Consider the following 26,046-nt stretch of genomic DNA (forward strand, 5'->3'; position numbering starts at 1 on the left):
GCCTCTTCGCCTACCCGAGTTCACCGAGACGGAGGGCGTCCTCAATCTCGCTGAGCTTCGCGGAGGACAGGACGCCCGCCCGCTCGATCAGGTCGTCCTGGGACACGGTGGTCAGCCACGTGCAGGGGGTAAAGCCCGGGCGAGGGAACGCGAACCGCAGCACGCCTTCAAAGGGCAGTCCTTCCATGGCACCTACTTGCACTTCGACGCCCAGACCGCTGATGTCGACGCCCGCAGGAGTGACGACCTGCATCGCCCGGATCCTGGACGCGTCGTCTGCCGCCAGCAGTACGACCAGCCGCCGCTCGTCGAACTCCACCCACCAGACTTCGCCACGTTGCACATGTCCTCCTGACTCAGGACGGCAGGCGGAACTGCGCGACCCTGACGCGTTGTGGAGACGGGTGCGGCCACCGTTGAGGATCGTGAGTTGTGTGGACTGACGAAGAGACGGTGGCCGCAGGTCACAGCATAGAACCCACCCGTTGGCGGGACGCGTTCGAGGGCTTGATGGGCCGGATCGCGGGGGCGCTTCGCCCGGGTCGACCCCCGGCGCAGGGCGGCGCGGTTGGTGCTCGGTCTATTGGCCGACCTGCCGCGCAAGAACTGCTGGACCATCGCCGAGTGGGCTGGCGAGACCACTCCGGACGGCATGCAGCACCTGTTGGGCAGAGCCAAGTTGAATGCCCATCACGTCCGCGACGACGTGTGCGGCTACGTGGTGGAGCACCTGCACGACGACTGGGCGGTGCTGGTCGTCGACGAGACCGGCGATGTGAAGAAGGGCACCGGCACGGTCGGCGTCCAGCGCCAATACACCGGTACTGCCGGCCGGATCGAGAACTCCCAAGTCGCCGTCTACCTGGTTTACGCAGGCAAGCGCGGCCACGCCGCAGTGGACCGGGAACTCTACGTTCCGCGCTCCTGGACCTCCGACCCCGACCGCTGCCGCGCCGCGGGCCTTGCCGAGGAAATCACCTTCGCCACCAAGCCGGAGCTGGCCACTCGTATGGTCGCCCGGTTCCTGGACGCCGGCCACCAGGCCGCATGGGTTGCCGGCGACGAGGTCTACGGCGGCAACCCGAAGCTGCGAACCGCACTGGAGGAACGCGGCACCGGCTACGTCCTCGCGGTGGCCTGCTCGCACGAAGTCACCACCGGTGCGGGGAAGTTCCGTGCGGACATCTTGGCCAAGAAGGTGCCCGAGCGGGCCTGGCAGAAGCTCTCCGCAGGGGCCGGGGCCAAGGGCCACCGCGTCTACAACTGGGCAGTCATCGACCTCCCCGACCCCCGCCCCGGGAGTCGTCAGCTACTGATCCGCCGTAACCGCAGCACCGGCGAACTCGGCTACTACCGCTGCTACTCGCCCGCGTCCGTGCCGCTGACCGTGCTGGTCAGAGTCGCCGGATCAAGATGGCGGGTGGAGGAGTTCTTCCAGTCGGGCAAGGGCCTGGCCACACTCGACGAGCACCAGGTCCGCCGCTATGAGATCCAGCGCCTGTTCATCACCCTCGTCGTCCGACCCGTCCACGACACAGCCCACCGGCTCGGTTGGTCGAACTGGCGACGCCGCCACCAGGCCCGATCCCAAGCCAGCCGCTACCGACGACAAGCCACTCAGGAATGAAGATCACTAACTGCACCCACCTGCGGCGGCCAAGGCGTTCGCTGGACTCGATTCCAAACTCTCCGGCACCAACCGCTTGACCAGATCCGTCATGCACGATTCAACGAACGAGCACACAAAGGAAATGACGCCTAAGGCGCGTTTCCAGTCGTGATCAAGAGGCCCTGCGCGCCCCGCCCAGGGAACGCAGGGCCAGAGGCACGAGGGGCAATCAGTCAAAAAAGTGTACGTTTCATACTTTTCCCGACTCCGAATGAGTTCTAGGCTCATGTACAGATGGCGGGCGGAGGGCCGGCCAGTCGACCACCGCCGCCTGTAACGAGCGGAGGCGGAGATGAAAGCGTCGATAAGGCGGTCCGCGATCTTCGCAAGCGCGGCTGCTCTTGTGATTGCCGTCTGCGGTTCGACGGGCACGGCCCAGGCCGAGCCGGGCGATGGTGAGCTCCAGTTCGGCTATGTCCTGCCGGAGACGGGACAGCTGGCCTACCTCGGCCCACCCCAGATCGAGTCGCTGAAATTCGCGATACAGAAGATCAACGACGCCGGCGGAGTCCTCGGCAAGTCCGTGCCGACTGTGGTCTCCAGTGACGAGGCGGGCCAGGAGGCCGTTGCCGCGCAGTCGGCGGACCGGGTCCTCGCGGCAGGCGTGGACGCGATCGTCGGTGCCGCGGCTTCCGGCATGTCGCTGGCGTTCATCGACCGGGTGACCGGGGCGGGCGTCGTCCAGTGTTCGGGCTCGAACACCGCTCCCACCTTCACCGACTACGAGGACGACGGCTTCTACTTCCGTACCGTCCCGAGCGACGCCTTGCAGGGGCCCATCCTGGCGGATGTCGTCCGCGACGACGGTCACGACCGGGTGGCCCTGGTCGCACGGGCGGACGACTACGGGCGCGGCCTGATGGAGGCCACCCGGAAGACGCTGGAGGAGCGCGGTGCGACGGTGACGCTCGCCGAGACCTACGACCCGAAGGCGACCAACTTCGACCAGGTCGCCCAGCAGATCGAGAACTCCAGGCCGGACGCCGCCGTGGTGATCGCCTTCGAGGAAGGCGCCCAGATCCTTCAGGGCATGATCGAGTCCGGAGTCGGACCCGACCGGATCGGCGTCTACGGCGCCGACGGCCTGCGCAGCGAGGAACTGCCCTCGCTGGTCGCCCCGGGCCAGCCCGAGAGGCTCTCCGGGATGAAGGGGACCGCGCCGGCATCGGCGGAGAACGAACAGTACGTGAAGGATCTCAAGAAATTCGCGCCGAAGCTGAAGGAGCTCCAGTTCGCACCGCAGGTGTTCGACTGCGCGACGACCATCGCGCTCGCCGCGGAGAAGGCGGAGTCCGACGATCCCGGCGACTACGTGAAGGAGATGAACGGGATCACCAAGGACGGCGAGAAGTGCAACTCGTTCGCCGCCTGCAAGGAGCTGCTCGCCGACGGCAGGGACATCGACTACGACGGTGTGAGCGGTCCGCTCAACTTCACCGACAAGGGCGAACCCGGCCAGGCGACGATCGAGGTGTACGGCTACGACGACAAGGGAGCGTTGCAGACCCTGCGTACCGAGACCAGCAGGGCCGAGGAGTGACCGGGAGGGCTGACAGGCAGGACCGGGGAAACGGGAGTCAACGGACGCGGGCGAGCGTGCCGAGGTAGAGCTCGATCACCTTCTCGTCGTGCAGCAGGGCCGTACCCGTACCGGTGTACGCGTTGCGGCCCTGGTCGAGGACGTAGCCGCGGTCGCAGAGCTGAAGGCACCTGCGGGCGTTCTGCTCGACCATGAGCACGGCGACGCCCGCGCTGTTGATCATTCTGCACCGGTCGAAGACGTGGTCCTGGTGGACTGGTGACAGGCCGGCCGACGGCTCGTCGAGCAGCAGCAGCTGCGGCTCCATCATCAGGGCGCGGGCCATCGCGAGCATCTGGCGTTCGCCGCCGGACATCGCGCCGGCCTTCTGCCTGCGGCGTTCGGCCAGCGTGGGGAAGAGCTCCTCGACCGCCGCGACCCGCCGCGTGTGGTCCTTGGGCCGCAGATAGACCCCCATCCGCAGGTTCTCCTCGACGGTCAGCGTGGGGAACACGTTCTGCAACTGCGGTACGTACCCCACACCCCGCCGGACCAGTTCGTGCGCGGGCCGTCCGGTCACGTCCTCGCCGCGCAGCCGCACGGTCCCGCCACGCACCCGCAGCAGCCCGAAGACGGCCTTGACCAGCGTCGACTTGCCGGCGCCGTTGGGGCCGATGACGCCTACCACCTCGCCCGGCCGCACCTCGATGCTGCATCCGCGCAGCACGTCGACTCCGGGGACGTAACCGGCGACGATGTCGTCGGCCGCCAGCACCGGTGTCTGTTCCTCGGCGGACATCGCTACTCCTCCTCGCCCTTCCTGTCGGTCGCCTCCGGGGCCCCGTTGCCCTTCTTCTCGGTCGCATCCGGCTCGTCGTCGCCCCTCTCCTCGGTCACCTCCGGCTCGTCGTGCCGCTTGCCCAGGTAGGCGTCCACGACGGCCGCGTTCCGGCCGATCGTGTGCGGTGGGCCCTCGGCCACCAGGCGCCCGTCGGCCATGACGGCCACCCAGTCGCTGATGCCCATCACCACGTCCATGTCGTGCTCGACGAAGCACACCGTGAGTCCCTCGTCGCGCAGTTGCGTGATGTGGCCGAGCAGCGACTGGGTCAGCGCGGGGTTCACCCCGGCCATCGGCTCGTCGAGCAGGAGCATGACCGGCCGGGCCATCAGCGCGCGGGCCAGTTCCAGCAGTTTGCGCTGCCCCCCGGAGAGCGTGCCCGCGTGGTCGTCGCGCAGGGGCCCGAGCCGGAACCGGTCCAGCAGTTCATCGGCCCGGCGCTCGGACTCCCGCTCCTGACCGCGCCACAGGGGTCGCAGCAGCGCGGGCAGCGCCCGCTCGCCGCGTTGCCCGGGCGCGGCGAGCAGCATGTTCTCCAGCACGGTGAGCCGGGCGAGCGTCCTGGTGAGCTGGAACGTACGGACCATCCCGCGCCGCGCCACCCGGTGCGCCGGGGCGCCGGTGAGCGGCTGTCCGTCGAACGACCACCGGCCGCCGTCGGCCCGGTCGAACCCGCTCACCACGTTGAACAGGGTGGTCTTGCCGGCGCCGTTGGGCCCGATGAGCGCGGTGATGGCCCCGCGCTGCACCTCCAGGTGCTCGACCCGCACGGCGACGAGACCGCCGAAGGTGCGGGTCACCTGGTCCAGGACCAGCAGGGGGTCGGGCTTGCGCACCCCCGGCTCGGGATCGATCGCGGAGAGCCGGCCCGGGTGGGGCACGGCAGCGTCAGCGGCCACTGAGCAGCATCTCCTTCCGGCTGCCGAGAATGCCCTGCGGCCGGAACGCGACCAGCAGGATCAGGGCGACCCCGACCAGGGCGAAGCGCACCGCGCCGACCTCCGACGTGCTGATGAGGTCCGGTGAGATGTACTCGGCGTCGATGGCCTGGCGGAGCGCACTGTCGAGGAAGCTGAGGACGAACCAGAACAGGATCGAGCCGACGACCGGCCCCAGGATCCGCCCGGCGCCTCCGAGAACGAGCAGCGTGTACAGGAAGAACGTGACGCCCGGGTCGTAGTTGTCCGGGTTCACGGACTGTACCTGGATCGCCTGCACCATGCCCGCGACCGCCCCGATGACGCCGCCGAGCACGAGGCTCTGCATCTTGTAGGCGTAGACGTTCTTGCCGAGGCTGCGCGCGGCGACCTCGTCCTCACGGATCGACCGGATGACACGGCCCCAGGGACTGTGGATCAGCAGGGCCATCAGACCCCCGACCACGAGCACCAGCGCCCATCCGACGATCATCACCCAGAGGTCGCGGGAGCTGAACCTCACGAGCCACACGCCGTAGGTACCGGGCTCGATGGGGCTGAGCTCGTAGAAGTCGTTCGCGAATCTCTGGAGTCCGAACACCCCGCCGGTGACCGGCTCGGCCCAGTTGGAGCGGTAGAACAGCCGTAGTGTCTCCCCCGCCGCGATCGTGGTGATCGCGAGGTAGTCGGCGCGCAGCCGCAGGGTGGGCAGGCCGAGGAGCAGTGCCAGCACGATCGCGCAGGCCATTCCGCCGAGGACGCCGAGCCACATCGGGCCGTCGTACGTCGACACCGTGATGGCGAGCCCGTAGCCGCCGACCAGCATGAAACCGACCTGGCCGAAGTTGAGGAGCCCCGTGTAGCCGAAGTGCAGGTTCAGCCCCATCGCGGCGAGCGCGTAGACGGCGGCGATGGGTCCGATCCCCGAGCGCAGGGCGTCGGTGAGGATGGCGGAGAAGTCCATGGCGCACCCCCTCACCCGACGCGTTCGGCCCGGCCGAGGATGCCCTGCGGCCGGACGAGGAGGACGAGGATGAGGACGATCAGTGCCCAGGCGTACTGCAGGTCGACCGGGAACCACAGGGTGGACATCTGGGCGACGATGCCGATGACGAGGCTGCCGACCATGGCACCGTAGGCGGAGCCGAGCCCTCCCAGGATGACCCCGGCGAACATGAGCAGCAGGAGCTTGAAGCCCATGTCCCAGGTGACGATCTCGACCAGGCCGAAGAAGACTCCGCCGAGCGCGGCCAGCCCACCGCCGAGCATCCACACGAAGAGCACCACCCGCTGTACGTCGATGCCCGACGCCTCCGCGAGGTCACGGTTGGCGGAGACGGCCCGCACGGCCGTGCCGATCCGCGTCTTCTGCAGGAGCGCGGCGACGCCGAGCAGCACCAGCACGGCGAGCAGGGTGACGGTGAGGTCCCGTGGGGTGATGCCGGCCGGCCCCAAATCGATCGTGCTCTGGATGTCGTACTGCGCGTAGGAGGCGGGCCGGGTTCCGTACAGCACGAGGACGACGTGGCGCAGCACCAGCGAGAGCCCGATGGTGACGATGAACATGTTGATCAGGCCGGTGCCCCGAGCACGCAGCGGGCGCCAGATGCCGCGATCGACGGCCCCGCCCAGCAGGGCGCCGAAGACCACCGCGGCAAGGGCGGCGGGGATCAGGTGCCAGCCCGGGCCGGCCGCGGAGACGTTGAGGAAGAACGCGAAGGTGGCGCCGATCGTCACGAACTCACCGTGCGCGAAGTTGATCAGGTGGATGGTGCCGAAGATCAGCGAGAGCCCGACCGAGGTGATCGCGATGATCACGCCGAACTGGATACCGTCGATCAGCGCCTGAAGAGCGCGCGCGGCGAAGGTGGGCCCGCGCGGAACTTCCTCGCCCTGTGCCCGGGCGGAGATCGCGGGCAGCACCAGGAGGATCAGGGCGAGGGCCGGTACGAGCAGCCGCTGATAGCGCACGACGGTTCCGGTACGTCACGAACATCCCTTATGAGCTCAGTGTAAGCGCAGGTCGGGGCGGTGACACGGGCAGTGCGCCCGGTATGGCCGCCCACGGGAAGCGGAGGATGCGGGAATGGACGACAGCGGGGATCTCACGCGTGCGTACAGCGACGACAGTGTGCTCTTCCGGGTGCTGCGGCACCTCGGCTGGGACAGCCTGGCCAACATCGGCTACTTCACGCCGCCCACCCTGCCGCTCGCGGCCCTGACCGGACCGGTGCCCTTCCAGCGCCGTCTGGTCCGCCGGTCGCTGGCGCTGCTGGACGCCCGGCCCGGACAGCTCGTCCTGGACGCCGGATGCGGTCGCGGCGACACCACGGCACGGCTGGGCGCCGCGGGGTGCCGGGCGCTGGGGGTGGACATCCAGACCGCGCAGATCGAACAGGCACGTCACCGCTTCGGCGGCCTTTCCGGCGTGCGTTTCGCCGTCGCCGACGCCACGGCTCTGCCGCGTCGGGCGGCGGAAATGCCGCTGGCGGATGGTTCGTTCGACCGAGTGCACTGCCTGGAGGCCGCCTTCCACTTCGGCCATGAGGGGCGCAGGTCGTTCCTGAACGAGAGCTTCCGGCTGCTCCGCCCAGGCGGCCGGCTCGTCCTCGTGGATGTCACTTCACGTACGGATCAGCCGATCGGGACCCTCGACCCGAACGGCCTCGTACGCGGGACCTGGCGCTTCGACGACATCGAACCCTGTGAGCGGTATCCGCTGATGGCTTCCGCCGCCGGCTTCACCACGCGCCGGATCCTCGACTGGACCACTCCCGTACTGCACCGGGCGGCCCAGCTCTGTGCCCTGTTCGTCGCCATCGCGTCCACCCGGGCCGGCCGACGGGCCCTGTGCGCGCGGTGGCCCGGCCTCAGGACACTCGACGCACAGGACTGGGACGAGGTCATCGCCGTCGTCCGGGCCCACCGGGCCATCGGGCGCGTCACTCGCTACACGGCGTACGTCCTCGACAAACCCGCATGCTTGCCCACCGGGCTCCCTCCTGTTTGACTCGCCGTATGACCAGTCACGGGGGACGGCGCACGCAGGGCGAACGGGACGCGATCACCGTCGAGATCGGGTACGCGCTGTGCAGTGCGGCCTTCGCGGCGGCGGTCGTCTTCGGGGCCGTGGCCGGTCCCGCGCTGCTCTTCGACCTCCCGGGCACGCCGGAGAGCCTGCTGCTGCACGCCGGGCTGGTGCTCGCGCCCGTCCTCTTCGCCGCCCGGGTCGTCAGTGTGCTGCTCCGGTTCCGCTCGGCGGGTCAGCCCAGCCAGCCCGGCCGCACCAGCCCCGACTCGTAGGCGAGCACGACCAGTTGGGCCCGGTCGCGGGCACCCAGCTTCACCATCGTGCGGCTGACGTGGGTCTTCGCGGTGAGCGGGCTGACGACCAGGCTGCGGGCGATCTCCTCGTTGGACAGGCCGATGCCGACCAGGGCCATCACCTCCCGCTCCCGCTCGGTGAGCCGGGCCAGCGCGTCGGCGGCCGCCGGTTCCTTGGAGCGGGCCGCGAACTCGGCGATCAGGCGGCGCGTCACCCCCGGCGAGAGCAGCGCGTCGCCCGCCACCACCGCCCGTACGGCGCGCAGGAGTTCGTCCGGCTCGGTGTCCTTGACCAGGAAGCCGGAGGCGCCCGAACGGATCGCCTCGAAGACGTACTCGTCGAGTTCGAAGGTGGTGAGCATGACCACCTTGACGTCCCCGAGGTCCGGGTCCCCGGTGACCCGGCGGGTCGCGGCCAGGCCGTCGAGCGCGGGCATGCGGATGTCCATCAGGACGACGTCGGGCCGCAGTTCGCGGGTCCGGCGCACGGCCTCCTCCCCGTCGGCGGCCTCCGCGGCCACCTCGATGTCGGGCTGCGCGTCGAGCAGCGCCCGGAACCCGGCCCGGACCAGTGACTGGTCGTCGGCGAGCAGTACGCGGATCACCGGTCCTCCTCGACCTCGGCGGAAGTCGTCAGCGGCAGTACGGCGAGCACCCGGAAACCGCCGTCCGGACGGGGCCCCGCCTCGATGGTGCCACCCAGCGCGGCGGCCCGCTCCCTCATCCCCGCCAGCCCGTTGCCGCTGCCACCGGCGTCGGCACCGGTCGCCGGCCCGTCGTCGTCGACGCGCAGCCGCAGCACGTCCGCGTCGTGCGCGAGCCGCACGCGCGCGTGCCGTGAACCCGAGTGCCGTACGACGTTGGTCAGGGCCTCCTGGACGATCCGGAAAGCGGCGAGGTCCGTGCCGGGCGCGAGGCGCGGCGGCTCGCCCTCGACGTCGACGGTCAGGCCCGCGCTCGCCGCCTGCTCCACCAGCTCGGGCAGCCGGTCCAGCCCCGGCGCGGGTGCGCGCGGCGCGTCACCGGGCGCGCGCAGCGTGTCGAGCACCTGGCGCACCTCGCCGAGCGCCTCCTTGCTCTGGGCCTTGATCGTGGTGAGCGCCGTGCGGGCCTGCTCGGGGTCGGAGTCGAGGAGCGCGAGGCCGACCCCCGCCTGCACGTTGATCACGGAGATGCTGTGGGCGAGCACGTCGTGCAGCTCTTGCGCGATCCGCAGCCGCTCCGCGTCGGCCCGTCGCCGCGCGGCCTCGGCGCGCTCGGCCCGCTCGCGGGCCCACTGCTCGCGCCGGACCCTGAACAGCTCCGACACCGCCGCGATCGCCACCACCCAGGTGGCGACCACGATCTCCTCGCCCCAGGACGCGGCGGAGTCCCCCGACGGGGGAAGCCACCGGAAGAGCCAGTGCGCCACCAGCGCGTGCCCAGCCCAGAGCGTTCCCATCGCCGCCCACGCCGCCCAGCGGTGTCCGGCGACGATCGCGCTGAAGCACGCCAGGGCGACGGTGAGGAGCACCGGCCCGTACGGATACCCGGCCCCCAGGTAGAGCATGACGGCACCCGCCGTGCCGAAGACCACGGCCACCGGGTACCGCTTGCGCCACAGCAGCAGCGCCCCTGCCAGCAGCAGGAGCACCCGCGCGAAGGGGTCCAGGGCCGCCCGCTCGCCCTCCTGGCCGTGGGCGGCGAACTGGGAGCCGAGCAGGACGAAGCCCGTGACGACGGCGGTGGACCGCCAGGGCAGGCGGGGCGCACGCTCCCCCTCGCCCCACCGTTCCCACCACGGAGGCCCGTGCCGCCACCACCGCGGCGGACCGCCCCGCGCACGCTGCTCGTCCATAGCGGCCACGCTAGACGCCACCCGCCCGCGGCGGCGTCACCCGGGCGTGGTGATCACTCGTACTCCCGGGGAAGTACGGCGCCCGTCAGGACGCCGGGTTCCTGGCGGCGGGCCCGTTCTGCGGATACACCAGCCCCACCCCGTGGGCGAGTTGCCCCACCGAGTGCCGGAAGAACGTCTCCCGGTCCTTCACCACCCGGTTGAACTGCCCGAACAGCTCGAAGCCGACCAGCCCGAACAACTGGGCCCAGGCCGCGACGAGGGCCGCCACCGTCTCGGGCGGTAGGTCCGGCGCGAGGTCGGCGGCCATCCGCTCGGCCTCCGGGCGCAGGTCGGCCGGCAGCGAGGGCCTGGCCAGGCCGGGACCCTGGTAGGCGTCGCGGACGATGGCGAAGAGCAGCAGACCGACGCGGGCGGCGGGCGGGACGGTGGTGTCGGGGGCGGTGTAACCCGGCACGGGTGATCCGTAGATGAGGGCGTACTCGTGGGGGTGGTCGAGCGCCCAGCGCCGCACCGCCTCGCACACCGCGATCCAGCGTTGCAGGGGGCCGGAGCCGGCGGCCGCTTCGTAGGCGGCCTCGGCGGTCCCGCCCAGGGAGTCGTAGGCGTCGATGATGAGGGCGGTCAGCAGGTCGTCGCGGCTGGGGAAGTAGCGGTACAGCGCCGAGGAGACCATGCCGAGCTCGCGGGCGACGGCCCGCAGCGAGAGCCGGGCGGCGCCCTCGGCCGCGAGCTGTCTGCGGGCCTCGTCCTTGATGGCCGCGGTGACTTCGATCCTGGCCCGGGCACGGGCGCCGTGTGCGGTGCTCATGTGGGGCAGTGTGCCATGAGAACAGAGCAGTGCACACAAACGAGAGCAGCACCCCGAAAAGAGAGCAGTGCTCTTGCTTTCGGGCACCGCTCTCGGGCAGACTGGCAACACCGAGCGAGAGCAATGCTCACAAAAGAGAGCGCTGCTCCACATCTACTAGAACTACCAGACCTACCAGGGGGAACCCCATGTCCACGCATGTCCGCAAGCCCGGCTGGCTCACCATCAACGTCTTCAACCGGCTCGTCGCCTGGCTGACCCGCCGCGGCATCAGCGTCTGGGGCTCCCGCGTCCTCGCCGTCCGCGGCCGCAAGAGCGGCCAGTGGCGCACCACCCCGGTCAACGTGCTGACCCTGGACGGCCGGCAGTACCTGGTCGCGCCCCGCGGCCACGTCCAGTGGACGCACAATATGCGCGCTTCGGGCGGCGGCGAACTGCACCTCGGCGAGCGCGTGGACACCTTCACCGCGACCGAGGTGGCCGACGACGACAAGACCCCGGTCCTGCGCGCCTACCTCAAGCGCTGGAAGGCGGAGGTCGGGGTCTTCTTCAACGGAGTCGGCCCCGACTCCCCGGACGACCAGCTGCGCCGTATCGCCCCCGACCACCCGGTCTTCGAGATCACGGTGACGGGCTGACCTCGTCCGCCTGCGCCTCGCCCGTCGCGGCGGGACGGCGGTCCAGCGCGGTCAGGGCCCGCTGGGCCACCGGATACGTGCGGACGATCTCACCCAGCGACGTCGAGCCCTGCGTGATCTCCTTGAACGCCCGCCAGGCCGGACGGAAGCTCGTCAGCGCCGCGTGGAACAGACCGGGGCGGCGCTCGAACACGGTCAGCAGCCGCTTGCCGACGCTCATCTCCACACCGAGACCGGCCTTGACCGCGAACGCGTAGTTGAGGGCCTGCCGGCGCGTGTCCACGGCGTCGTGCGCCTCGGCGATCCGCACCGCCCACTCCCCCGCGAGCCGCCCGGACCGCAGCGCGAAGGAGATGCCCTCGCGGGTCCACGGCTCCAGCAGCCCCGCCGCGTCACCGCACACCAGCACCCGCCCGCGCGAGAGCGGCGAGTCGTCGGCGCGGCAACGGGTCAAGTGCCCGGAGGAGATGCTCGGTTCGAAGCCGGCGAGACCCAGCCGCCCGACGAACTCCTCCAAGTACCGCTTCGTCGCGGCGCCTTCGCCCCGCGCCGAGATCACCCCGACCGTCAGGGTGTCGCCCTTGGGGAAGACCCAGCCGTAACTGCCGGGCATCGGGCCCCAGTCGAGGAGCACCCGCCCCTTCCAGTCCTCGGCGACGGTCTCCGGCACCGGGATCTCCACCTCCAGGCCGAGGTCAACCTGGCCCACCTTGACCCCGACGTGCGCCCCTATGCGGCTGGCGCTGCCGTCCGCGCCGACCACGGCCCGGGCGAGCAGGACCTCGCCGCCCTGGAGGATCACGGCGACCGTGCGCCGGTCGGGCACCGCCGAGCCGTGCTGCTCGACCCGCTGGACCGTGACACCCGTACGCAGCTCGGCGCCCGCCTTCTGCGCGTGCTCGACGAGCTGCTGGTCGAACTCGGGCCGGTTGATCAGCCCGAACAGCATCTGCTTGGACCGGCGCGTGCGTGTGAAACGCCCGTTGTTCGAGAAGGTCACCGCGTGCACGCGGTCCTTGAGCGGCAGCTCGAAGCCGGGCGGGAGCGCGTCGCGCGAGGGGCCGATGATGCCGCCGCCGCACGTCTTGTACCGCGGCAGCTCCGCCTTCTCCAGCAACAGCACGCGTCTGCCGGCGACCGCCGCCGCGTACGCGGCCGAAGCGCCCGCGGGTCCCGCGCCCACCACGACGACGTCCCACACCTGTCGCACGTCGTCCGCCGAAGAGTTCTCGCTGCTCACGATGGTCTACTGCTCCCGATCAAGCCGCCTGCCCCTGCTGTCTCCCGCATCCTACGGCCGACCTGGCCGAAGGCCGCTGTGGGAGGATCTACGGCACTCACCGCTACAACGTCGCACCCACAAGGAGCGTGCCCATGCCGTCGAATCCGGTCGCCGAAACCGTCGCCTCGCTGATGCCCAGGGCGAAGGAAGAGCTCACCGAACTGGTGGCCTTCCGGTCGGTGGCGGACTTCGACCAGTTCCCGAGGAGCGAGAGCGAGGGCGCCGCCCGCTGGGTCACGGACGCGCTCGCCGCCGAGGGCTTCCAGGACGTGGCCCTGCTCGACACCCCCGACGGCACCCAGTCGGTCTACGGCTACCTGCCCGGCCCGGAGGGCGCGAAGACCGTCCTGCTGTACGCCCACTACGACGTGCAGCCGCCGCTGGACGAGGCCGGATGGACGACCCCGCCCTTCGAACTGACCGAGCGGGACGGGCGCTGGTACGGGCGCGGAGCCGCCGACTGCAAGGGCGGCATCATCATGCACCTGCTGGCGCTGCGCGCTCTGAAGGCGAACGGCGGCGTCCCGGTCCACGTCAAGGTGATCGCGGAGGGCTCGGAGGAACAGGGCACGGGCGGCCTGGAGCGGTACGCGGAGGAGCACCCGGGCCTGCTGGAGGCCGACACGATCGTCATCGGCGACGCGGGCAACTTCCGGGTCGGACTGCCGACGGTCACCGCCACCCTGCGCGGCATGACCCTCGTCCGCGTCCGGATCGACACACTCGCCGGCAACCTGCACTCGGGCCAGTTCGGCGGTGCCGCGCCCGACTCGCTGGCCGCCCTGATCCGGGTCCTGGACTCGCTGCGCGCCGAGGACGGTTCGACGACCGTCGACGGGCTCACCGGGGACGCGGCCTGGGACGGACTCCAGTACGACGAGGAGCGCTTCCGGCAGGACGCCAAGGTGCTGGACGGTGTCGGGCTGATCGGCTCCGGGACGGTCGCCGACCGCATCTGGGCGCGCCCGGCCGTGACGGTCCTCGGCATCGACTGCCCGCCCGTCGTCGGCGCCACTGCGTCCGTGCACGCGAGCGCCCGGGCGCTGATCAGCCTGCGGGTGCCGCCGGGGGTGGACGCGGCCGAGGCGACCAAGCTGCTCCAGGCGCACCTGGAGGCGCACACGCCGTGGGGCGCGCGGGTGAGCACCGAGCAGATCGGCCAGGGCCAGGCCTTCCGCGCCGACACGACGAGCCCGGCGTACCGGGCCATGGCGGACGCGATGGCCGTGGCGTACCCGGGGCAGGAGATGCAGTACGCCGGCCAGGGCGGCTCCATCCCGCTGTGCAACACCCTCGCCGCCCTCTACCCGCGTGCGGAGATCCTGCTCATCGGGCTGAGCGAGCCGGAGGCCCAGATCCACGCCGTGAACGAGAGCGTGTCCCCCGAGGAGCTGGAGCGGCTGTCGGTGGCGGAGGCGCTGTTCCTGCGCAACTACGCGGCGAGCTGACCACTCTGCTGACAGCTAAGGCCCTCGTCCGCGGACGGGGGCCTTGCCTACGGTCGTCCCATGGACGTCGTCGAGCTCCTCCCCCGCCTTCACTTACTGCGTTTCCCCGTCGGCCAGGCCTACCTGTGGCGCGACGGTGACGACCGCGGCGAGCTGACGCTGGTCGACGCCGGCCCGGCGGGCTCCGGTGCCCCGATCGCCGAGGCGGTGACCGCGCTCGGCCGGGATCCGCGGGACGTGCGGCGGATCGTGCTCACCCACTTCCACGAGGACCACGCGGGCGGGGCGGGCGAGTTCGCCGCGTTCGGCGGTGCCGAGGTGCTGGTCCACCGGCTGGACGCGCCCGTCGTCCGGGACGAGACCCCCGGCCCCCCGCCGGTGTTCGAGGACTGGGAGCGGCCGCTGTTCGAGCAGGCGGCGAAGCTCCTGCCCGAGGGTGACTTCGCCCGGCCGGCGCGGGTCACGGAGGTGGCCGGCGGCGAGGTCCTGGACTGGGGCGGCGGGGCGCACGTCGTGCACGTGCCGGGGCACACGCACGGCAGCATCGCGCTCCATCTCCCCGAACACGGGGTGCTGTTCACGGGTGACACAGTCGCCGCGTCGCCCGTGGACGGCACGGTGATACCGGGCGTGTTCAACCTCGACCGCTCCCAGGTACTGGCCGCCTGCCGGCGGCTGGCGGAGCTGGACACGGACGTGGCCTGCTTCGGTCACGGGGATCCGGTGACGCGGGGGGCGGCCGGGGCGCTGCGGGCCATGGCGTACGCGTGAACCGCGGTGGTCAGAGGCTGCCCTTCAGCTCCGCGAGTGCCGGGTCGAGCACGATGTCCTCGGCGCGCGCGGCGACCGTCGGTTCCTCGGGGAAGTGGCAGGCGGTGAGATGGCCCGCGGGGCTGCCTTCGACTCTGACGAGCCGCGGTTCCTCGGTGGCGCACTTGTCCTGGGCCTTCCAGCAGCGGGTGCGGAAGCGGCAGCCGGAGGGCGGGTCGATCGGTGAGGGCACGTCCCCGGCCAGCCGGATGCGCTCGCGCCGCTCGGTGGCGTCCGGGTCGGCCTCGGGAACGGCGGACAGCAGCGCGTGCGTGTAGGGGTGCCGTGGCCGGGTGTAGAGCGACTCCCGGTCGGCCACCTCGACGATCTTGCCGAGGTACATCACGGCGACCCGTTCGGAGAAGTGCCGTACGACGGCGAGGTCGTGGGCGATGAAGACGAAGGCGATGCCGAACTCCCGCTGGAGGTCCTGGAGCAGGTTGACGACCTGCGCCTGGATGGAGACGTCCAGTGCGGAGACGGGTTCGTCGGCCACGATCAGCTTGGGCCGCAGGGCGAGGGCGCGGGCGATGCCGATGCGCTGGCGCTGGCCGCCGGAGAACTCGTTCGGGTAGCGGTTGTAGTGCTCGGGGTTGAGTCCGACCGTTTCCAGGAGTTCCTGGGCGCGCCGCTTGTGGCCCTGGGGCGGGTTGATGCCGTTGAGCCGCATCGGCGTCTCGATGATGGTGCCGACGGTGTGCCGGGGGTTCAGCGAGGAGTACGGGTCCTGGAAGATCATCTGGAGGTTGCGGCGGGCCTGGAGCATCCGTCCGGGAGGCCGGTGGGTGATGTCCTCGCCGTCGAACACGACGGAGCCGCCGGTGGGTTCGAGCAGCCGGGTGATCAGGCGGCCGGTGGTCGACTTGCCGCAGCCGGACTCGCCGACCAGGCCCAGCGACTCGGCGGGCCCGACCGAGAAGTCGATGCCGTCGACGGCTCGCACGGCCCCGATCTGCCGCTGGAAGAGGATGCCCTGCCGGAGGGGGAAGTGCTTTTGGAGACCGCGTACTTCGAGGAGGTTCTCGCCGGTGGGGCGGTCGGCGGTCTGTCCGGTGAGGGACTGGGTGGTGCTCACGTCATGCTCCCTTTCGTCCGCCGTCACGGATCTCGTGCTTGGCCTCGTCGGTGAGGTGGCACGCGGCGAGGTGCCCTCCGGTACCGGGGACGAGGCGCAGCTCGGGCCGTTCCACGGTGCAACGCCCTTCCGGGGCCCAGCCCTTGTAGGCGCAGCGGGGGTGGAAGGAGCAGCCGTCCGGCAGGTTGATCAGGCTCGGCGGGGTGCCGGGGATCGGGTTGAGCCGTTCGCCGACGTCGCCGGTGAGGTGCGGCATGGACTGCAACAGGCCCCAGGTGTAGGGGTGCTGGGGCTGTTTGAGGACCTCTCGGGTGGTGCCGTACTCGATCCGGCGGCCGCCGTACATCACCAGGATGTCGTCGGCGACGTCGGAGACGACGCCGAGGTCGTGGGTGATGATGACGACGGCGGAGCCGAACTCCTCCTGGAGGTCGCGGATCAGGTCCAGGATCTGCGCCTGGACGGTGACGTCGAGGGCGGTGGTGGGCTCGTCGGCGATGAGCAGGGCCGGGTCGCAGACCAGCGACATGGCGATCATGGCGCGCTGGCGCATGCCGCCGGAGAACTGGTGCGGATAGTCCCGGGCCCGGCGCTCGGGCTGCGGGATGCCGACCCGCTTGAGCATCTCGACCGCGCGGTCCCTGGCCTCCTTCTTGGAGACCTTGTGGTGGACGCGGTAGGCCTCGGCGATCTGGGCGCCGACGGTGAAGAAGGGGTGGAGCGCGGAGAGCGGGTCCTGGAAGATCATGGAAACCGTACGGCCGCGCAGTGCGCGCATGTCTGCCTCGGGCAGGGCGACGAGTTCCTTCCCCTCCAGCCAGATCTCGCCGGAGACCCGGGCGCGGGTGCCCTTGTGCAGTCCGAGCAGGGCCAGCGAGGTCACCGACTTGCCGGAGCCGGACTCGCCGACGATGCCGAGGGTGCTGCCCTTCTCCAGGGTGAAGGAGACGCCGTCGACGGACTTGACGAGGCCGTCCTCGGTCGGGAAGTGCACCCTCAGGTCGCGTACGTCGAGGAAGGGTGCGGGCGCGGGCGTGACGTCCGCGGGCTGCGGTGAGGTCTGAACGGACACGGGTGTTCCTAAGGACGGAAGAAGGACTCAGGCGAGGCGCACGCGCGGGTCGACGAGGCCGTACACCAGGTCGACGACCACGTTGGCGAGGACGACGAACGTCGCGGCGAAGAGCGTGGTGCCGAGGATGACGGGCAGGTCGGAGTTCTGGACGGAGTCGACCGCGAGCTTGCCGATGCCGTTGATGCCGAACACCGACTCGGTGATGACCGCGGAGCCGCCGATCAGGGAGCCGACGTCCATGCCGAAGATGGTGATGATCGGGGTGATGGCGGCGCGCAGTCCGTGCTTGAGGACGACGGTGGCGGCCGGCAGTCCCTTGGCTCGGGCGGTACGCATGTAGTCCTCGGAGAAGACCTCCAGCATGGAGGAGCGCGTGAGCCGGGTGTACATCGCGAGGTAGACGATGACCAGGGTGGCCCACGGCAGGATCAGGCCCTTGAACCACCCTGCCGGGTCCTCGGTGATCGGGGTGTAGCCGGAGGTCGGCAGGAGCTGGAACTTGTCGACGAAGAGGTACAGCAGGAGCAGACCGATGAAGTAGATCTGCACCGAGACTCCGAACAGGGCCAGTCCGACCGCCGCCTTGTCGGCGGCCCTGCCCCTGCGGACCGCGGCGACGGTGCCGAGGCCGACGCCCAGGACGAGGAACGCCACCGCGGCGCCGAGTCCGAGGGAGAGGTCCGCCGGGAAGTCCGACAGCAGGGTGGTCAGGACGGGGGTGTCGGTCTGGAAGGAAACGCCGAGGCAGGGTGCCTCGCAGTGGATACGCACGCTCTGGTCGCCGAAGTCACGGCCGGCGAACAGCCCCTTGACGAACTCCCAGTACTGCGTCAGGTAGCTCTGGTCCAGGCCCAGCGAGTGCTTGATCTCCGCGAGGCGGGACGGGGAGCAGGTCTTTCCGCAGGCCAGGAGTGCGGGGTTCGACGGCAGCGCGAAGAAGATGAAGAAGGTGATCGTGGTGATCACCAGCATGATCAGGGCCGCTGCCAGCAGGCGTCTGATGAGGTAACGAAACATGGGATGCCGGGACCTGACGTGAGTGGGGTGCCCGCCGGCGGCCCAGGCCGCCGGCGGGGTCGAGAGGGTTGCCGCCGTCAGTGCTTGACGTAGACGTGGACCAGGCTCGGCTCGGCCAGGATCGTGTCGGGGATGACCCCGCCGACCTTGGAGCCGGACATGTCGCTGAAGTTCATGTACGTCAGCGGGACCACGGCGGCGTCCTTCATGATCTGCTCGTCCAGCCGACCGTAGGTGGCGTTGCGCTGCTTGACGTCGGTCATCGTGGCGGCCTTGTCGATCAGCGTGTTGGCCTTCGGGTCGTTGAGATAGGACAGGTCCTGGTTGGCCTGCGGGTTCTTCTTGATCAGCCGGCCGTCGAAGAGGGTGGGCAGCACCGTGGAGGCGTTGGGCCAGTCGGCGATCCAGTCGCCCCAGGTCAGGTCGTACTGGTTCTTCGTGTTGTTGACCGTGCTGAAGTAGTTCGCCGCCTCGATCGGTGAGATGTTGGCGTGGATGCCGATCCGTTCCAGCGCGGTCTTCACCGCGTCGGCGAAGTGTTCCTGGGTCGGGGTGTTCTCCACCGCGATCGACATGGTCGGCTTCGGGTCGCCCGCCTGCTTCATCAGTGCCTTGGCCTTGGCGAGGTTGCCCGAGGGGTTGGGGCTGTACAGGTTGAACTTCTTGTAGCCGCCGATGCCGGGGCTCAGCATGGTGGTGGCGTAGTCGCCGTACGCGGAGCCCCCGAAGGCGCCGCGCACCGTGGTCTTGTCGATGGCGTACTCGATCGCCTGGCGGACCCGGAGGTCCTTGACGCGGGTGGTGTTGATCGCCAGGTAGTTGATGCCGGGTGCCGGGATCTTGTAGTAACGGCTCTTCAGGGACGGGTCGCCCGCGAGCTGCGCCAGGTCGGAGCCCGCGATCGGCCACTGCTGGATCGATGTCTGCGCGGTGCCGGCATCGGCCTTGATCTGCTGGTCGATGGCCGCCTCGTCCTGGCCGAACTTCACGTCCATCTCGTCGACGTTCTGCTGCCGGATCGGGTCGGTCGGCTGCGACCAGTACTTGTTCCGGGTGAGGACGAGTTCCTTGTTCTTGGCGTACGACTTGATCATGTACGGGCCGTCGGACCAGACCTTGGTGTCATAGGTCGAGCCGGTGTCGTGGGCCTTGGGTACGGCGGACCAGCCGGGCATGGCGGTGGTCTCGTTGAAGTCGGCCACCGGCTGGTTCAGATGGAAGACGATCGTGTACTTGTCCGGCGTCTGGACGGAGCCGAGCTCCTTGCCCTGGTAGGGGCCCTTGTAGTCGGCGCCGCCGACGAGCCACTGGGACGCGTAGGGCGGGCCGCCGTTGATGTCGGAGGAGAAGAAGCGCTCGACGCCGTATTTGACGTCGGGTGCGGTGACCTCGCTGCCGTCCTGGTACTTGACCCCGTGCCGCAGGTGGAAGGTCCAGACGGTGGCGCCCTTGGACGGCGTTCCGGTGTCCGTGGCGAGGTCGCCGACCAGCTTCGGGGCCGAGCCCGTCTCGTCCCAGCCCGTGAGGGTCCGGACGATTTCCTCGTCCATGCTCGAGCCTTCGGTCGTGTAGACGCGCTGGGGGTCGAGGTGGTCGAAGTCCGCCTTGTTCAGGACGGTCAGGGTGCCGCCCTTGCCGGGCGTGCCGCTGCCGCTGTCGCCGGAGGAACCTCCGCATGCGGTGGCCCCCAGGGCGATCATCACGGCGGAGGCCGTGAGAGCGACCGTGCGCGATCTGCGCGTGCTGCGCGTCATTGAGGAAACTCCGTTTCTTGCTACGGGCCGGGCGGCCGTTCGTGGGGCCGCCGGGCCGACACTCGGGGGGTGGCTTGTCAGCCGCGCCGGGCGCGGGGATCCAGGGCGTCCCGGACGCCGTCCCCGAGGAGGTTGAGCGCCAGGACCAGCAGGAAGAGCAGGACACCGGGCACGAAGAGGTACATCGGGTCCTGGAGGAAGAACTGGGAGGCGTCCGACAGCAGGGATCCCCAGTCGGGGTTGGGCGGGATGACGCCGACGCCCAGGTACGACAGGGCGGCCTCGGTGGTGATGTTCTGCGGGACGGCGAGGGCGAAGGAGATCAGGATCGGCGCCCACAGGTTGGGCAGCAGTTGCCGGAACAGGATGTGCCGCCGGCCGGCGCTCATCAGCCGCGCGGCGTCGACGAACTCCCGCTCGCGCAGGGACAGCACCTGTCCGCGCACCAGACGGGCGGTGTACGCCCAGGCGAAGACGGCGATGTTGAGGACCAGGACGAGCAGCCGGAGGTTCTCGTCGGTGCCGCCGTGGCTGTTGGTCTGGAGCGCGTTCTGGATCACCGGGGTGAGCGCGATGATGAACAGCAGCTGCGGGAACGCCAGCATCACGTCCATGACCCGGGACAGCAGGGAGTCGACCCAGCCGCCGAAGTAGCCGGCCGCGAGCCCTGCCACGACACCGACCACGGTGGACAGCACGGCCGAGGCGAAACCGACGTAGAGCGAGGTGCGCAGGCCGTAGACGATGCGGGCGAACAGGTCGTAGCCGGTGCCCGGTTCGACGCCGAGGAGGTGCTGGGCGCTGATGCCGCCCAGCGATCCGTAGGGGAAGTTGCCCGTATCCGGGTTGATCGCCTTGTTGTCGGGGGTGATCGGTCCCCAACTGGTCAGCGCGGTGAGGACCGGCGCGAGCAGGGCGATCGCGATGAACAGGAGGGTGGCCACCAGGGCGGCCGTGGTGACCTTGTCCCGCCTGATCCGCTTCCAGGCCATGCGGGCCGGTGAGCGGCCGGCGACGACCGTGCCGCCGGTTCTGGGATCCTGCGTCGGCGGCTCGGCCAGGAGCGCGGTGCCGCCGCCGGCGTCGGCCGGCTGGTGTTGCGTGGTCATCGTACGGACATCCCGGATCTGCCCCTGAGGCAAGGAAATTGAGTGGCGGTCGCAATCACCGCCGTGAGACTCTGCGGACTTTCGCAATGCCGTGCGAGTCCGGTCAAGCCGAGCAGGGGTCAGAAAAGGGACTGTTTGCGGTCATGGAAGAGTGTTGACGAGAGCAGGGAACGTGATTACCCGCCGCGTGAACGAGTGCGGGAGATTCCTTGGGCAGTACTTGGCAATGGGTCCGTGGACGTTTCCTTTTGCTTTTCCCTCGGAATCTCCCGCGTCGGGTAAAAGGCGGGAACGAGAGCTCGGCGTCAGCCGACCGGCACCCCGGCTTCCAGATAGAACGCCGCTCCGCGTTCGCGTGCCCTCAGGGCCCAGCGCAGCCGCTCGTAGCGCACCGGTGGCAGCAGGTCGGCGGCCTCCTCCTCGGTGACGAACCGCCAGTCGCGCAGCTCCGGCCCGGGCAGCAACAACCGCCCGGCCTCCGTGGAGTCGAGGGTGCCGCCGTCGAAGAGGAGCCGCAGGCCTCCGAACCCGGGGGGCGAGGGGCGCTCCCAGTCGACGACGAGCAGGCTCGGTACCTCGTCGAGGTGGATGCCGGTCTCCTCGGCGACCTCCCGCACACCGGCGCGTGCGGGGGCCTCACCGGGTTCGACGACGCCGCCGGGAAACTCCCAGCCCGCCTTGTAGGTGGGGTCGACGAGCAGGACCCGGCCCTGTTCGTCGAAGAGGAGCACACCGGCGGCGAGTGTCTCGGCGGTGGGCTCGGGCGTCTGCACGATGTCGCAGACGGGCACGGAGCCGCTGTTGACGGCCTCGGCGATCCGGGCGGCGGTCTCGTGCGGTGTGAGGTCGCTGGTGTCGACCGGGTGGGCGTCGGCGGTGAGCCAGGAGGCGAGTGCGGCCCGGTACGGCTCGATGTGGCCGAAGGACCACTGGCGTATTCGCATCTCGCCGTCGGGCAGGTCCCGCGGAACGTCGCGGCCCGCTATCCGCTCGCGCAGTATCGTTTCGGCCGGAGCGAGCAGGAAGTGGCTGACCGCAATCCTGCGGGCGGCCAGGCCGCCGAAGATCTCGTCGCGGTACTCCTGGCGCAGCAGGGTCATGGGGACCACCAGGGTCCCGCCGAGTTCCGCGAGCATCGCGGCCGCCGTGTCGATCACGAGCCGGCGCCAGATCGGCAGGTCCTGGAAGTCGCCGACCCCGGCGAGGTGTTTGGGCGGCAGCAGATACCGGAGCGCTCCGCCGATGACCTCGGGGTCGAAGAGCGTGCTGTTCGGGATCAGTTCGATCAGTTCCTGTGCGGTGGTGGTCTTCCCCGCACCGAACGCGCCGTTGATCCAGACGACGGTCACAGGTCCCCCTCTTCTGTTGGCCCCCTGAGGCTTGCCCGCTCCACCCTGCCACGAAAACCAGCCGCAGTTGAGGGCGCATGACGACGGCGCCGGCGCCCCCTGACTCGGGAGCGCCGGCGCCGTGGGCCGGGGACGGGCGGACCGTCAGCCCTTCTCCTTCTCCTGCGCGCCGTCCTCCTTGTCCAGGGACAGGCTGTCCTTGGCGACGGTGTCGGGGAGGGTGCGGAGGGTCTCGTCCACGTTGAGGGTGCCGAGGCTCTCCCCGACGGCGTGCGACGGGGTGATCGCCGCGACGACGAAGCCGGTGGCAAGGGAGGCGATGGCGAGCATGCTGCGCTTCTTCATGCCCGACTCAACTGCCGGACCCGCCGCGGGGTCACGCACCCGGAGCCGACCGGGCGAAGCAGGGGCTTCACGCGAGGTCGTCGTCCGGCTCCGTGCCCCAGGCGCCGGGGCCGCCGCCGCGCCACTCGATCAGCCCGGACGCCGCCACGTAGGCCTCGTCCGCGTCGTCGATCCCCGCCCGCCGCAGGAACTCGGCGACGTCCAGCAGCCCGTACGCGATCCCGAGGAACTGGTCGTCCACGCGTACCCGCCGGCCACCGTCCGTGGCGGGCGGGTAGACCACGACGGGTTTCACGGACGCCATGGCACCAGGGTGCGCGGGAAGGGCGCCGGGCGCTCGCCGGAGTAGGCCGTTCAGCTCGCCTTCTGCGTCTGCCGGAACTCGTGGACGTCGGCGGTGAGGGTGCCGTCGTGCTGCTCGTAGTGGGACAGGGCCAGGCCCAGACCGAAGAAGGTCGGTGCCCATTCGCCCACGAAGATGCCCCAGCGGTCGGCACGGGCGAGGCCGGTGCCGGGTTCCATCTTCAGCGAGCCCATCCAGGCGACGACGCTGAAGCCGATGGACGCCATGGCGGCCATGTAGGCGTGCTCGCTGCGGACGCCCTTCTCGTGCATCTTCTTGATGATCATCAGCGACTCCGTTCCGTGGGGGGTTCCGGAAACGGAGTGCCCTCGGAGCGTGCCGTTATTCACCCGATTTGAGGCTTATGTGCAGAGTGGGCTTTTTGCGGTGACCGTGAGGCGAGTGACTCCGTGGTGCACTCGCCTCACGACCGTTCTCGCTCAGGCGCCGACGTAGGCCGCGAGGTGCTCCCCGGTCAGGGTGGAGCGGGCCGCGACGAGGTCGGCCGGTGTGCCCTCGAAGACGATCCGGCCGCCGTCGTGGCCGGCGCCGGGGCCGAGGTCGATGATCCAGTCGGCGTGCGCCATGACCGCCTGGTGGTGCTCGATGACGACGACCGACTTGCCGGAGTCGACGAGTCGGTCGAGCAGGCCGAGCAGCTGCTCCACGTCCGCGAGGTGCAGGCCGGTGGTCGGCTCGTCGAGGACGTAGACGCCGCCCTTCTCCGCCATGTGCGTGGCCAGCTTCAGGCGCTGCCGCTCGCCGCCGGAGAGCGTGGTGAGCGGCTGCCCGAGGGTGAGGTAGCCGAGCCCGACGTCGGCGAGCCGCTCCAGGATCTTGTGCGCGGCCGGGGTACGGGCCTCGCCGTCGCCGAAGAACTCCTCCGCCTCGGCCACCGACATCGCGAGCACCTCGCTGATGTCACGGCCGCCGAGGTGGTACTCCAGCACCGAGGCCTGGAACCGCTTGCCCTCGCAGTCCTCGCAGGGGGTGTCGACGCCGGCCATCATGCCGAGGTCGAGATAGATGACTCCGGCGCCGTTGCAGGTGGGGCAGGCGCCCTCGGAGTTGGCGCTGAAGAGGGCCGGCTTCACGCCGTTGACCTTCGCGAAGGCCTTGCGGATCGGGTCGAGCAGCCCGGTGTAGGTCGCGGGGTTGCTGCGCCGGGAGCCCTTGATCGCGCTCTGGTCCACCGAGACGACCCCCGCGTCGGCGGGGATCGACCCGTGCAGCAGGGAGCTCTTGCCGGAGCCGGCGACACCGGTGACGACGGTGAGCACCCCTAGCGGGATGTCGACGTCGACGTCCCGGAGGTTGTTCGCCGACGCGCCCCGGATCTCCAGCGCGCCGGTGGCCTTGCGCACGGTCTCCTTGAGGGTGGCCCGGTCGTCGAGATGACGGCCGGTGACGGTGTCCGCTGCCCGCAGCCCCTCGAGCGTGCCCTCGAAGCAGACGGTGCCGCCCGCCGTACCGGCGCCGGGACCGAGGTCGACGACGTGGTCGGCGATCGCGATCGCCTCCGGCTTGTGCTCCACGACGAGCACCGTGTTGCCCTTGTCCCGCAGTCGCAGCAGCAGGTTGTTCATCCGCTGGATGTCATGCGGGTGCAGGCCGATGGTCGGCTCGTCGAAGACGTAGGTGACGTCCGTGAGCGAGGAGCCGAGATGGCGGATCATCTTCACGCGCTGCGCCTCACCGCCCGACAGCGTGCCCGCCGGCCGGTCGAGCGAGAGATAGCCCAGGCCGATCTCCACGAACGAGTCGAGCGTCCCCTGCAACGCGGTGAGCAGCGGCGCCACGGACGGCTCGGACAGCTTCCGGACCCACTCGGCCAGGTCCCTGATCTCCATCGCGCAGGCGTCGGCGATGCTGATGCCGTCGATCTTCGAGGATCTGGCGCCCTCACTAAGCCGGGTGCCGTCGCACTCGGGACAGACGGTGAAGGTGACCGCCCGCTCCACGAACGCCCGGATGTGCGGCTGCATCGCCTCCTTGTCCTTGGCCAGGAAGGACTTCTGGATCTTGGGGATCAGTCCCTCGTAGGTGAGGTTGATGCCGTTGACCTTGATCTTGACCGGTTCCCCGTAGAGGAACGCGTGCAGTTCCTTCTTGGTGTACTCGCGGATCGGCTTGTCCGGGTCGACGAAGCCCGACTGGGCGTAGAGCTGCACGGTCCACTGGCTGTCCGACTTCCAGCCGGGGATGGTGAACGCGCCCTCGGACAGCGACTTGGAGTCGTCGTAGAGCTGGGTGAGGTCGATGTCGGAGACCTTGCCGCGGCCCTCGCAGCGGTTGCACATGCCGCCGGTGCGCTCGAAGGTCGCCTTCTGGGCCTTGGTCTTGGCGCCGCGCTCGACGGTGATCGCGCCACTCGCCCGTACAGAGGCGGTGTTGAAGGAGTATGCGCTGGGCGGGCCGATGTGCGGCTTGCCCAGCCTGCTGAAGAGGATGCGCAGCATCGCGTTGGCGTCGGTGGCGGTGCCGACCGTGGAGCGGGGGTCGCCGCCCATTCGCTGCTGGTCCACGGCGATCGCGGTCGTCAGCCCGTCGAGCACGTCGACCTCCGGCCGGGCCCGGTTCGGCATGAAGCCCTGGAGGAAGGCGCTGTAGGTCTCGTTGATCAGCCGCTGCGACTCCGCGGCGATGGTGTCGAACACGAGCGAGCTCTTGCCCGAGCCGGAGACGCCGGTGAACACCGTCAGCCGGCGCTTCGGGATCTCGATGCTGACGTCCTTGAGGTTGTTCTCGCGCGCGCCGTGCACGCGGATCACATCGTGGCTGTCGGCAACGTGCGGCCCGGACGACTGTCTTTCCGTCCTCATGGCCATGCTCATCGGTCTCCATCTGTCGGGCGGGGCTGCCGCGGTCGGACGATCTGGCTTC

Annotated in this window: 25 protein-coding genes and 1 pseudogene; 7 read left to right on the top strand and 19 right to left on the bottom strand. The window is 70.1% G+C overall.

Annotated elements, in window-relative coordinates; translation table 11 throughout:
- Nucleotides 1-10: 10 nt before the first annotated feature.
- Nucleotides 11-343, bottom strand: a complete 333-nt coding sequence (locus QC385_RS01120) for a type II toxin-antitoxin system PemK/MazF family toxin (protein ID WP_147875988.1) — start codon at nucleotides 341-343, stop codon at nucleotides 11-13.
- A 167-nt stretch (nucleotides 344-510) separates the two neighbouring features.
- Here QC385_RS01120 and QC385_RS01125 point away from each other — a divergent pair.
- Nucleotides 511-1,627 (top strand): annotated as a pseudogene (locus tag QC385_RS01125) (IS701 family transposase).
- A gap of 334 nt (nucleotides 1,628-1,961) precedes the next feature.
- Nucleotides 1,962-3,209 carry an ABC transporter substrate-binding protein gene (locus QC385_RS01130; RefSeq protein WP_279539328.1) on the top strand — a complete coding sequence of 416 codons (1,248 nt, stop codon included), beginning with the start codon at nucleotides 1,962-1,964 and terminating at the stop codon, nucleotides 3,207-3,209.
- Between the two features lie 37 nt (nucleotides 3,210-3,246).
- Here QC385_RS01130 and QC385_RS01135 read toward each other — a convergent pair whose 3' ends face one another.
- Genes QC385_RS01135 through QC385_RS01150 form a run of 4 tightly spaced genes read right to left on the bottom strand, consistent with a single transcriptional unit; the run spans nucleotide 3,247 to nucleotide 6,917 of the window.
- On the bottom strand, nucleotides 3,247-3,987 hold the full coding sequence (locus tag QC385_RS01135) for an ABC transporter ATP-binding protein (RefSeq protein WP_279539329.1): 741 nt from the start codon (nucleotides 3,985-3,987) through the stop codon (nucleotides 3,247-3,249).
- 2 nt (nucleotides 3,988-3,989) lie between these two features.
- The gene (locus QC385_RS01140; protein ID WP_279539330.1) at nucleotides 3,990-4,928 is read right to left on the bottom strand and encodes an ABC transporter ATP-binding protein; all 939 of its coding nucleotides are present in this window, start codon (nucleotides 4,926-4,928) and stop codon (nucleotides 3,990-3,992) included.
- Nucleotides 4,918-5,910 (bottom strand): branched-chain amino acid ABC transporter permease, encoded by a 993-nt coding sequence (locus tag QC385_RS01145; protein ID WP_279539331.1) that lies wholly within the window; start codon nucleotides 5,908-5,910, stop codon nucleotides 4,918-4,920. Before QC385_RS01145 ends, QC385_RS01140 begins: the two co-directional genes overlap by 11 nt.
- 11 nt (nucleotides 5,911-5,921) lie before the next feature.
- Nucleotides 5,922-6,917, bottom strand: coding sequence for a branched-chain amino acid ABC transporter permease (locus tag QC385_RS01150; RefSeq protein ID WP_279539332.1), 996 nt, complete (start codon nucleotides 6,915-6,917; stop codon nucleotides 5,922-5,924).
- Between the two features lie 115 nt (nucleotides 6,918-7,032).
- Here QC385_RS01150 and QC385_RS01155 point away from each other — a divergent pair, with 115 nt between their 5' ends.
- Entirely contained in the window at nucleotides 7,033-7,956 is a 924-nt protein-coding gene (locus QC385_RS01155; protein ID WP_279539333.1) for an SAM-dependent methyltransferase, read from the top strand.
- A gap of 8 nt (nucleotides 7,957-7,964) precedes the next feature.
- Nucleotides 7,965-8,249, top strand: a complete 285-nt coding sequence (locus tag QC385_RS01160; RefSeq protein ID WP_279539334.1) for a DUF6332 family protein — start codon at nucleotides 7,965-7,967, stop codon at nucleotides 8,247-8,249.
- On the opposite strand, the gene QC385_RS01165 is transcribed toward QC385_RS01160, so the two are convergent.
- From QC385_RS01165 to QC385_RS01175, 3 genes are all read right to left on the bottom strand, one after another.
- The gene (locus tag QC385_RS01165) at nucleotides 8,210-8,875 is read right to left on the bottom strand and encodes a response regulator transcription factor (protein WP_279539335.1); all 666 of its coding nucleotides are present in this window, start codon (nucleotides 8,873-8,875) and stop codon (nucleotides 8,210-8,212) included. The two genes, QC385_RS01160 and QC385_RS01165, sit on opposite strands and share 40 nt — an antisense overlap.
- The gene (locus QC385_RS01170; RefSeq protein WP_279539336.1) at nucleotides 8,872-10,107 is read right to left on the bottom strand and encodes a sensor histidine kinase; all 1,236 of its coding nucleotides are present in this window, start codon (nucleotides 10,105-10,107) and stop codon (nucleotides 8,872-8,874) included. The genes QC385_RS01165 and QC385_RS01170 overlap by 4 nt, the downstream gene beginning before the upstream one ends.
- A gap of 85 nt (nucleotides 10,108-10,192) precedes the next feature.
- Nucleotides 10,193-10,918 (bottom strand): TetR/AcrR family transcriptional regulator, encoded by a 726-nt coding sequence (locus QC385_RS01175; protein ID WP_279539337.1) that lies wholly within the window; start codon nucleotides 10,916-10,918, stop codon nucleotides 10,193-10,195.
- Nucleotides 10,919-11,106: 188 nt separating this feature from the next.
- Between QC385_RS01175 and QC385_RS01180 the strand changes: the two genes are divergently transcribed.
- Nucleotides 11,107-11,556, top strand: coding sequence for a nitroreductase family deazaflavin-dependent oxidoreductase (locus tag QC385_RS01180; protein ID WP_279539338.1), 450 nt, complete (start codon nucleotides 11,107-11,109; stop codon nucleotides 11,554-11,556).
- On the opposite strand, the gene QC385_RS01185 is transcribed toward QC385_RS01180, so the two are convergent.
- Nucleotides 11,540-12,796: a geranylgeranyl reductase family protein gene (locus tag QC385_RS01185; RefSeq protein WP_279539339.1), complete on the bottom strand. Its 1,257-nt coding sequence runs from the start codon at nucleotides 12,794-12,796 to the stop codon at nucleotides 11,540-11,542. The two genes, QC385_RS01180 and QC385_RS01185, sit on opposite strands and share 17 nt — an antisense overlap.
- A 134-nt stretch (nucleotides 12,797-12,930) precedes the next feature.
- Between QC385_RS01185 and QC385_RS01190 the strand changes: the two genes are divergently transcribed.
- Nucleotides 12,931-14,286, top strand: a complete 1,356-nt coding sequence (locus QC385_RS01190) for a dipeptidase (RefSeq protein WP_279539340.1) — start codon at nucleotides 12,931-12,933, stop codon at nucleotides 14,284-14,286.
- A gap of 60 nt (nucleotides 14,287-14,346) precedes the next feature.
- Nucleotides 14,347-15,057, top strand: a complete 711-nt coding sequence (locus QC385_RS01195; protein WP_279539341.1) for an MBL fold metallo-hydrolase — start codon at nucleotides 14,347-14,349, stop codon at nucleotides 15,055-15,057.
- A gap of 10 nt (nucleotides 15,058-15,067) precedes the next feature.
- On the opposite strand, the gene QC385_RS01200 is transcribed toward QC385_RS01195, so the two are convergent.
- From QC385_RS01200 to QC385_RS01245, 10 genes are all read right to left on the bottom strand, one after another.
- On the bottom strand, nucleotides 15,068-16,171 hold the full coding sequence (locus QC385_RS01200) for an ABC transporter ATP-binding protein (RefSeq protein WP_279539342.1): 1,104 nt from the start codon (nucleotides 16,169-16,171) through the stop codon (nucleotides 15,068-15,070).
- Nucleotide 16,172: 1 nt separating this feature from the next.
- Complete coding sequence (locus QC385_RS01205; RefSeq protein ID WP_279539343.1) at nucleotides 16,173-17,243, bottom strand: ABC transporter ATP-binding protein; 1,071 nt, start codon at nucleotides 17,241-17,243, stop codon at nucleotides 16,173-16,175.
- A gap of 27 nt (nucleotides 17,244-17,270) precedes the next feature.
- On the bottom strand, nucleotides 17,271-18,263 hold the full coding sequence (locus QC385_RS01210) for an ABC transporter permease (protein WP_279539344.1): 993 nt from the start codon (nucleotides 18,261-18,263) through the stop codon (nucleotides 17,271-17,273).
- A 77-nt stretch (nucleotides 18,264-18,340) separates the two neighbouring features.
- A complete protein-coding gene (locus QC385_RS01215; RefSeq protein ID WP_279539345.1) occupies nucleotides 18,341-20,017 on the bottom strand; it encodes an ABC transporter substrate-binding protein in 1,677 nt (558 codons plus the stop codon).
- Between the two features lie 77 nt (nucleotides 20,018-20,094).
- Nucleotides 20,095-21,126 carry an ABC transporter permease gene (locus QC385_RS01220; RefSeq protein ID WP_279539346.1) on the bottom strand — a complete coding sequence of 344 codons (1,032 nt, stop codon included), beginning with the start codon at nucleotides 21,124-21,126 and terminating at the stop codon, nucleotides 20,095-20,097.
- A gap of 305 nt (nucleotides 21,127-21,431) precedes the next feature.
- Nucleotides 21,432-22,475: an NUDIX hydrolase gene (locus QC385_RS01225; RefSeq protein ID WP_279539347.1), complete on the bottom strand. Its 1,044-nt coding sequence runs from the start codon at nucleotides 22,473-22,475 to the stop codon at nucleotides 21,432-21,434.
- Nucleotides 22,476-22,619: 144 nt separating this feature from the next.
- The gene (locus tag QC385_RS01230; protein WP_279539348.1) at nucleotides 22,620-22,820 is read right to left on the bottom strand and encodes a hypothetical protein; all 201 of its coding nucleotides are present in this window, start codon (nucleotides 22,818-22,820) and stop codon (nucleotides 22,620-22,622) included.
- A 67-nt stretch (nucleotides 22,821-22,887) separates the two neighbouring features.
- A complete protein-coding gene (locus QC385_RS01235; RefSeq protein WP_279539349.1) occupies nucleotides 22,888-23,124 on the bottom strand; it encodes a hypothetical protein in 237 nt (78 codons plus the stop codon).
- 50 nt (nucleotides 23,125-23,174) lie between these two features.
- On the bottom strand, nucleotides 23,175-23,450 hold the full coding sequence (locus QC385_RS01240) for a hypothetical protein (RefSeq protein ID WP_193503889.1): 276 nt from the start codon (nucleotides 23,448-23,450) through the stop codon (nucleotides 23,175-23,177).
- Nucleotides 23,451-23,603: 153 nt separating this feature from the next.
- On the bottom strand, nucleotides 23,604-25,997 hold the full coding sequence (locus QC385_RS01245) for an excinuclease ABC subunit UvrA (RefSeq protein WP_279539350.1): 2,394 nt from the start codon (nucleotides 25,995-25,997) through the stop codon (nucleotides 23,604-23,606).
- Between the last annotated feature and the right edge of the window lie 49 nt (nucleotides 25,998-26,046).

Origin of the sequence: Streptomyces sp. DH10 (assembly GCF_029813805.1) — a bacterium.
Taxonomy (GTDB): domain Bacteria; phylum Actinomycetota; class Actinomycetes; order Streptomycetales; family Streptomycetaceae; genus Streptomyces; species Streptomyces coeruleofuscus.

What these genes read in the sequence shown, in the direction of transcription:
- QC385_RS01130 (WP_279539328.1), top strand. Translation starts at nt 1,962, where the DNA reads ATGAAAGCGTCGATAAGGCGGTCCGCGATCTTCGCAAGCGCGGCTGCT.
- QC385_RS01135 (WP_279539329.1), bottom strand. Translation starts at nt 3,987, where the DNA reads ATGTCCGCCGAGGAACAGACACCGGTGCTGGCGGCCGACGACATCGTC.
- QC385_RS01145 (WP_279539331.1), bottom strand. Translation starts at nt 5,910, where the DNA reads ATGGACTTCTCCGCCATCCTCACCGACGCCCTGCGCTCGGGGATCGGA.
- QC385_RS01155 (WP_279539333.1), top strand. Translation starts at nt 7,033, where the DNA reads ATGGACGACAGCGGGGATCTCACGCGTGCGTACAGCGACGACAGTGTG.
- QC385_RS01160 (WP_279539334.1), top strand. Translation starts at nt 7,965, where the DNA reads ATGACCAGTCACGGGGGACGGCGCACGCAGGGCGAACGGGACGCGATC.
- QC385_RS01170 (WP_279539336.1), bottom strand. Translation starts at nt 10,107, where the DNA reads ATGGACGAGCAGCGTGCGCGGGGCGGTCCGCCGCGGTGGTGGCGGCAC.
- QC385_RS01175 (WP_279539337.1), bottom strand. Translation starts at nt 10,918, where the DNA reads ATGAGCACCGCACACGGCGCCCGTGCCCGGGCCAGGATCGAAGTCACC.
- QC385_RS01180 (WP_279539338.1), top strand. Translation starts at nt 11,107, where the DNA reads ATGTCCACGCATGTCCGCAAGCCCGGCTGGCTCACCATCAACGTCTTC.
- QC385_RS01190 (WP_279539340.1), top strand. Translation starts at nt 12,931, where the DNA reads ATGCCGTCGAATCCGGTCGCCGAAACCGTCGCCTCGCTGATGCCCAGG.
- QC385_RS01195 (WP_279539341.1), top strand. Translation starts at nt 14,347, where the DNA reads ATGGACGTCGTCGAGCTCCTCCCCCGCCTTCACTTACTGCGTTTCCCC.
- QC385_RS01210 (WP_279539344.1), bottom strand. Translation starts at nt 18,263, where the DNA reads ATGTTTCGTTACCTCATCAGACGCCTGCTGGCAGCGGCCCTGATCATG.
- QC385_RS01215 (WP_279539345.1), bottom strand. Translation starts at nt 20,017, where the DNA reads ATGACGCGCAGCACGCGCAGATCGCGCACGGTCGCTCTCACGGCCTCC.
- QC385_RS01220 (WP_279539346.1), bottom strand. Translation starts at nt 21,126, where the DNA reads ATGACCACGCAACACCAGCCGGCCGACGCCGGCGGCGGCACCGCGCTC.
- QC385_RS01230 (WP_279539348.1), bottom strand. Translation starts at nt 22,820, where the DNA reads ATGAAGAAGCGCAGCATGCTCGCCATCGCCTCCCTTGCCACCGGCTTC.
- QC385_RS01235 (WP_279539349.1), bottom strand. Translation starts at nt 23,124, where the DNA reads ATGGCGTCCGTGAAACCCGTCGTGGTCTACCCGCCCGCCACGGACGGT.
- QC385_RS01240 (WP_193503889.1), bottom strand. Translation starts at nt 23,450, where the DNA reads ATGATCATCAAGAAGATGCACGAGAAGGGCGTCCGCAGCGAGCACGCC.
- QC385_RS01245 (WP_279539350.1), bottom strand. Translation starts at nt 25,997, where the DNA reads ATGAGCATGGCCATGAGGACGGAAAGACAGTCGTCCGGGCCGCACGTT.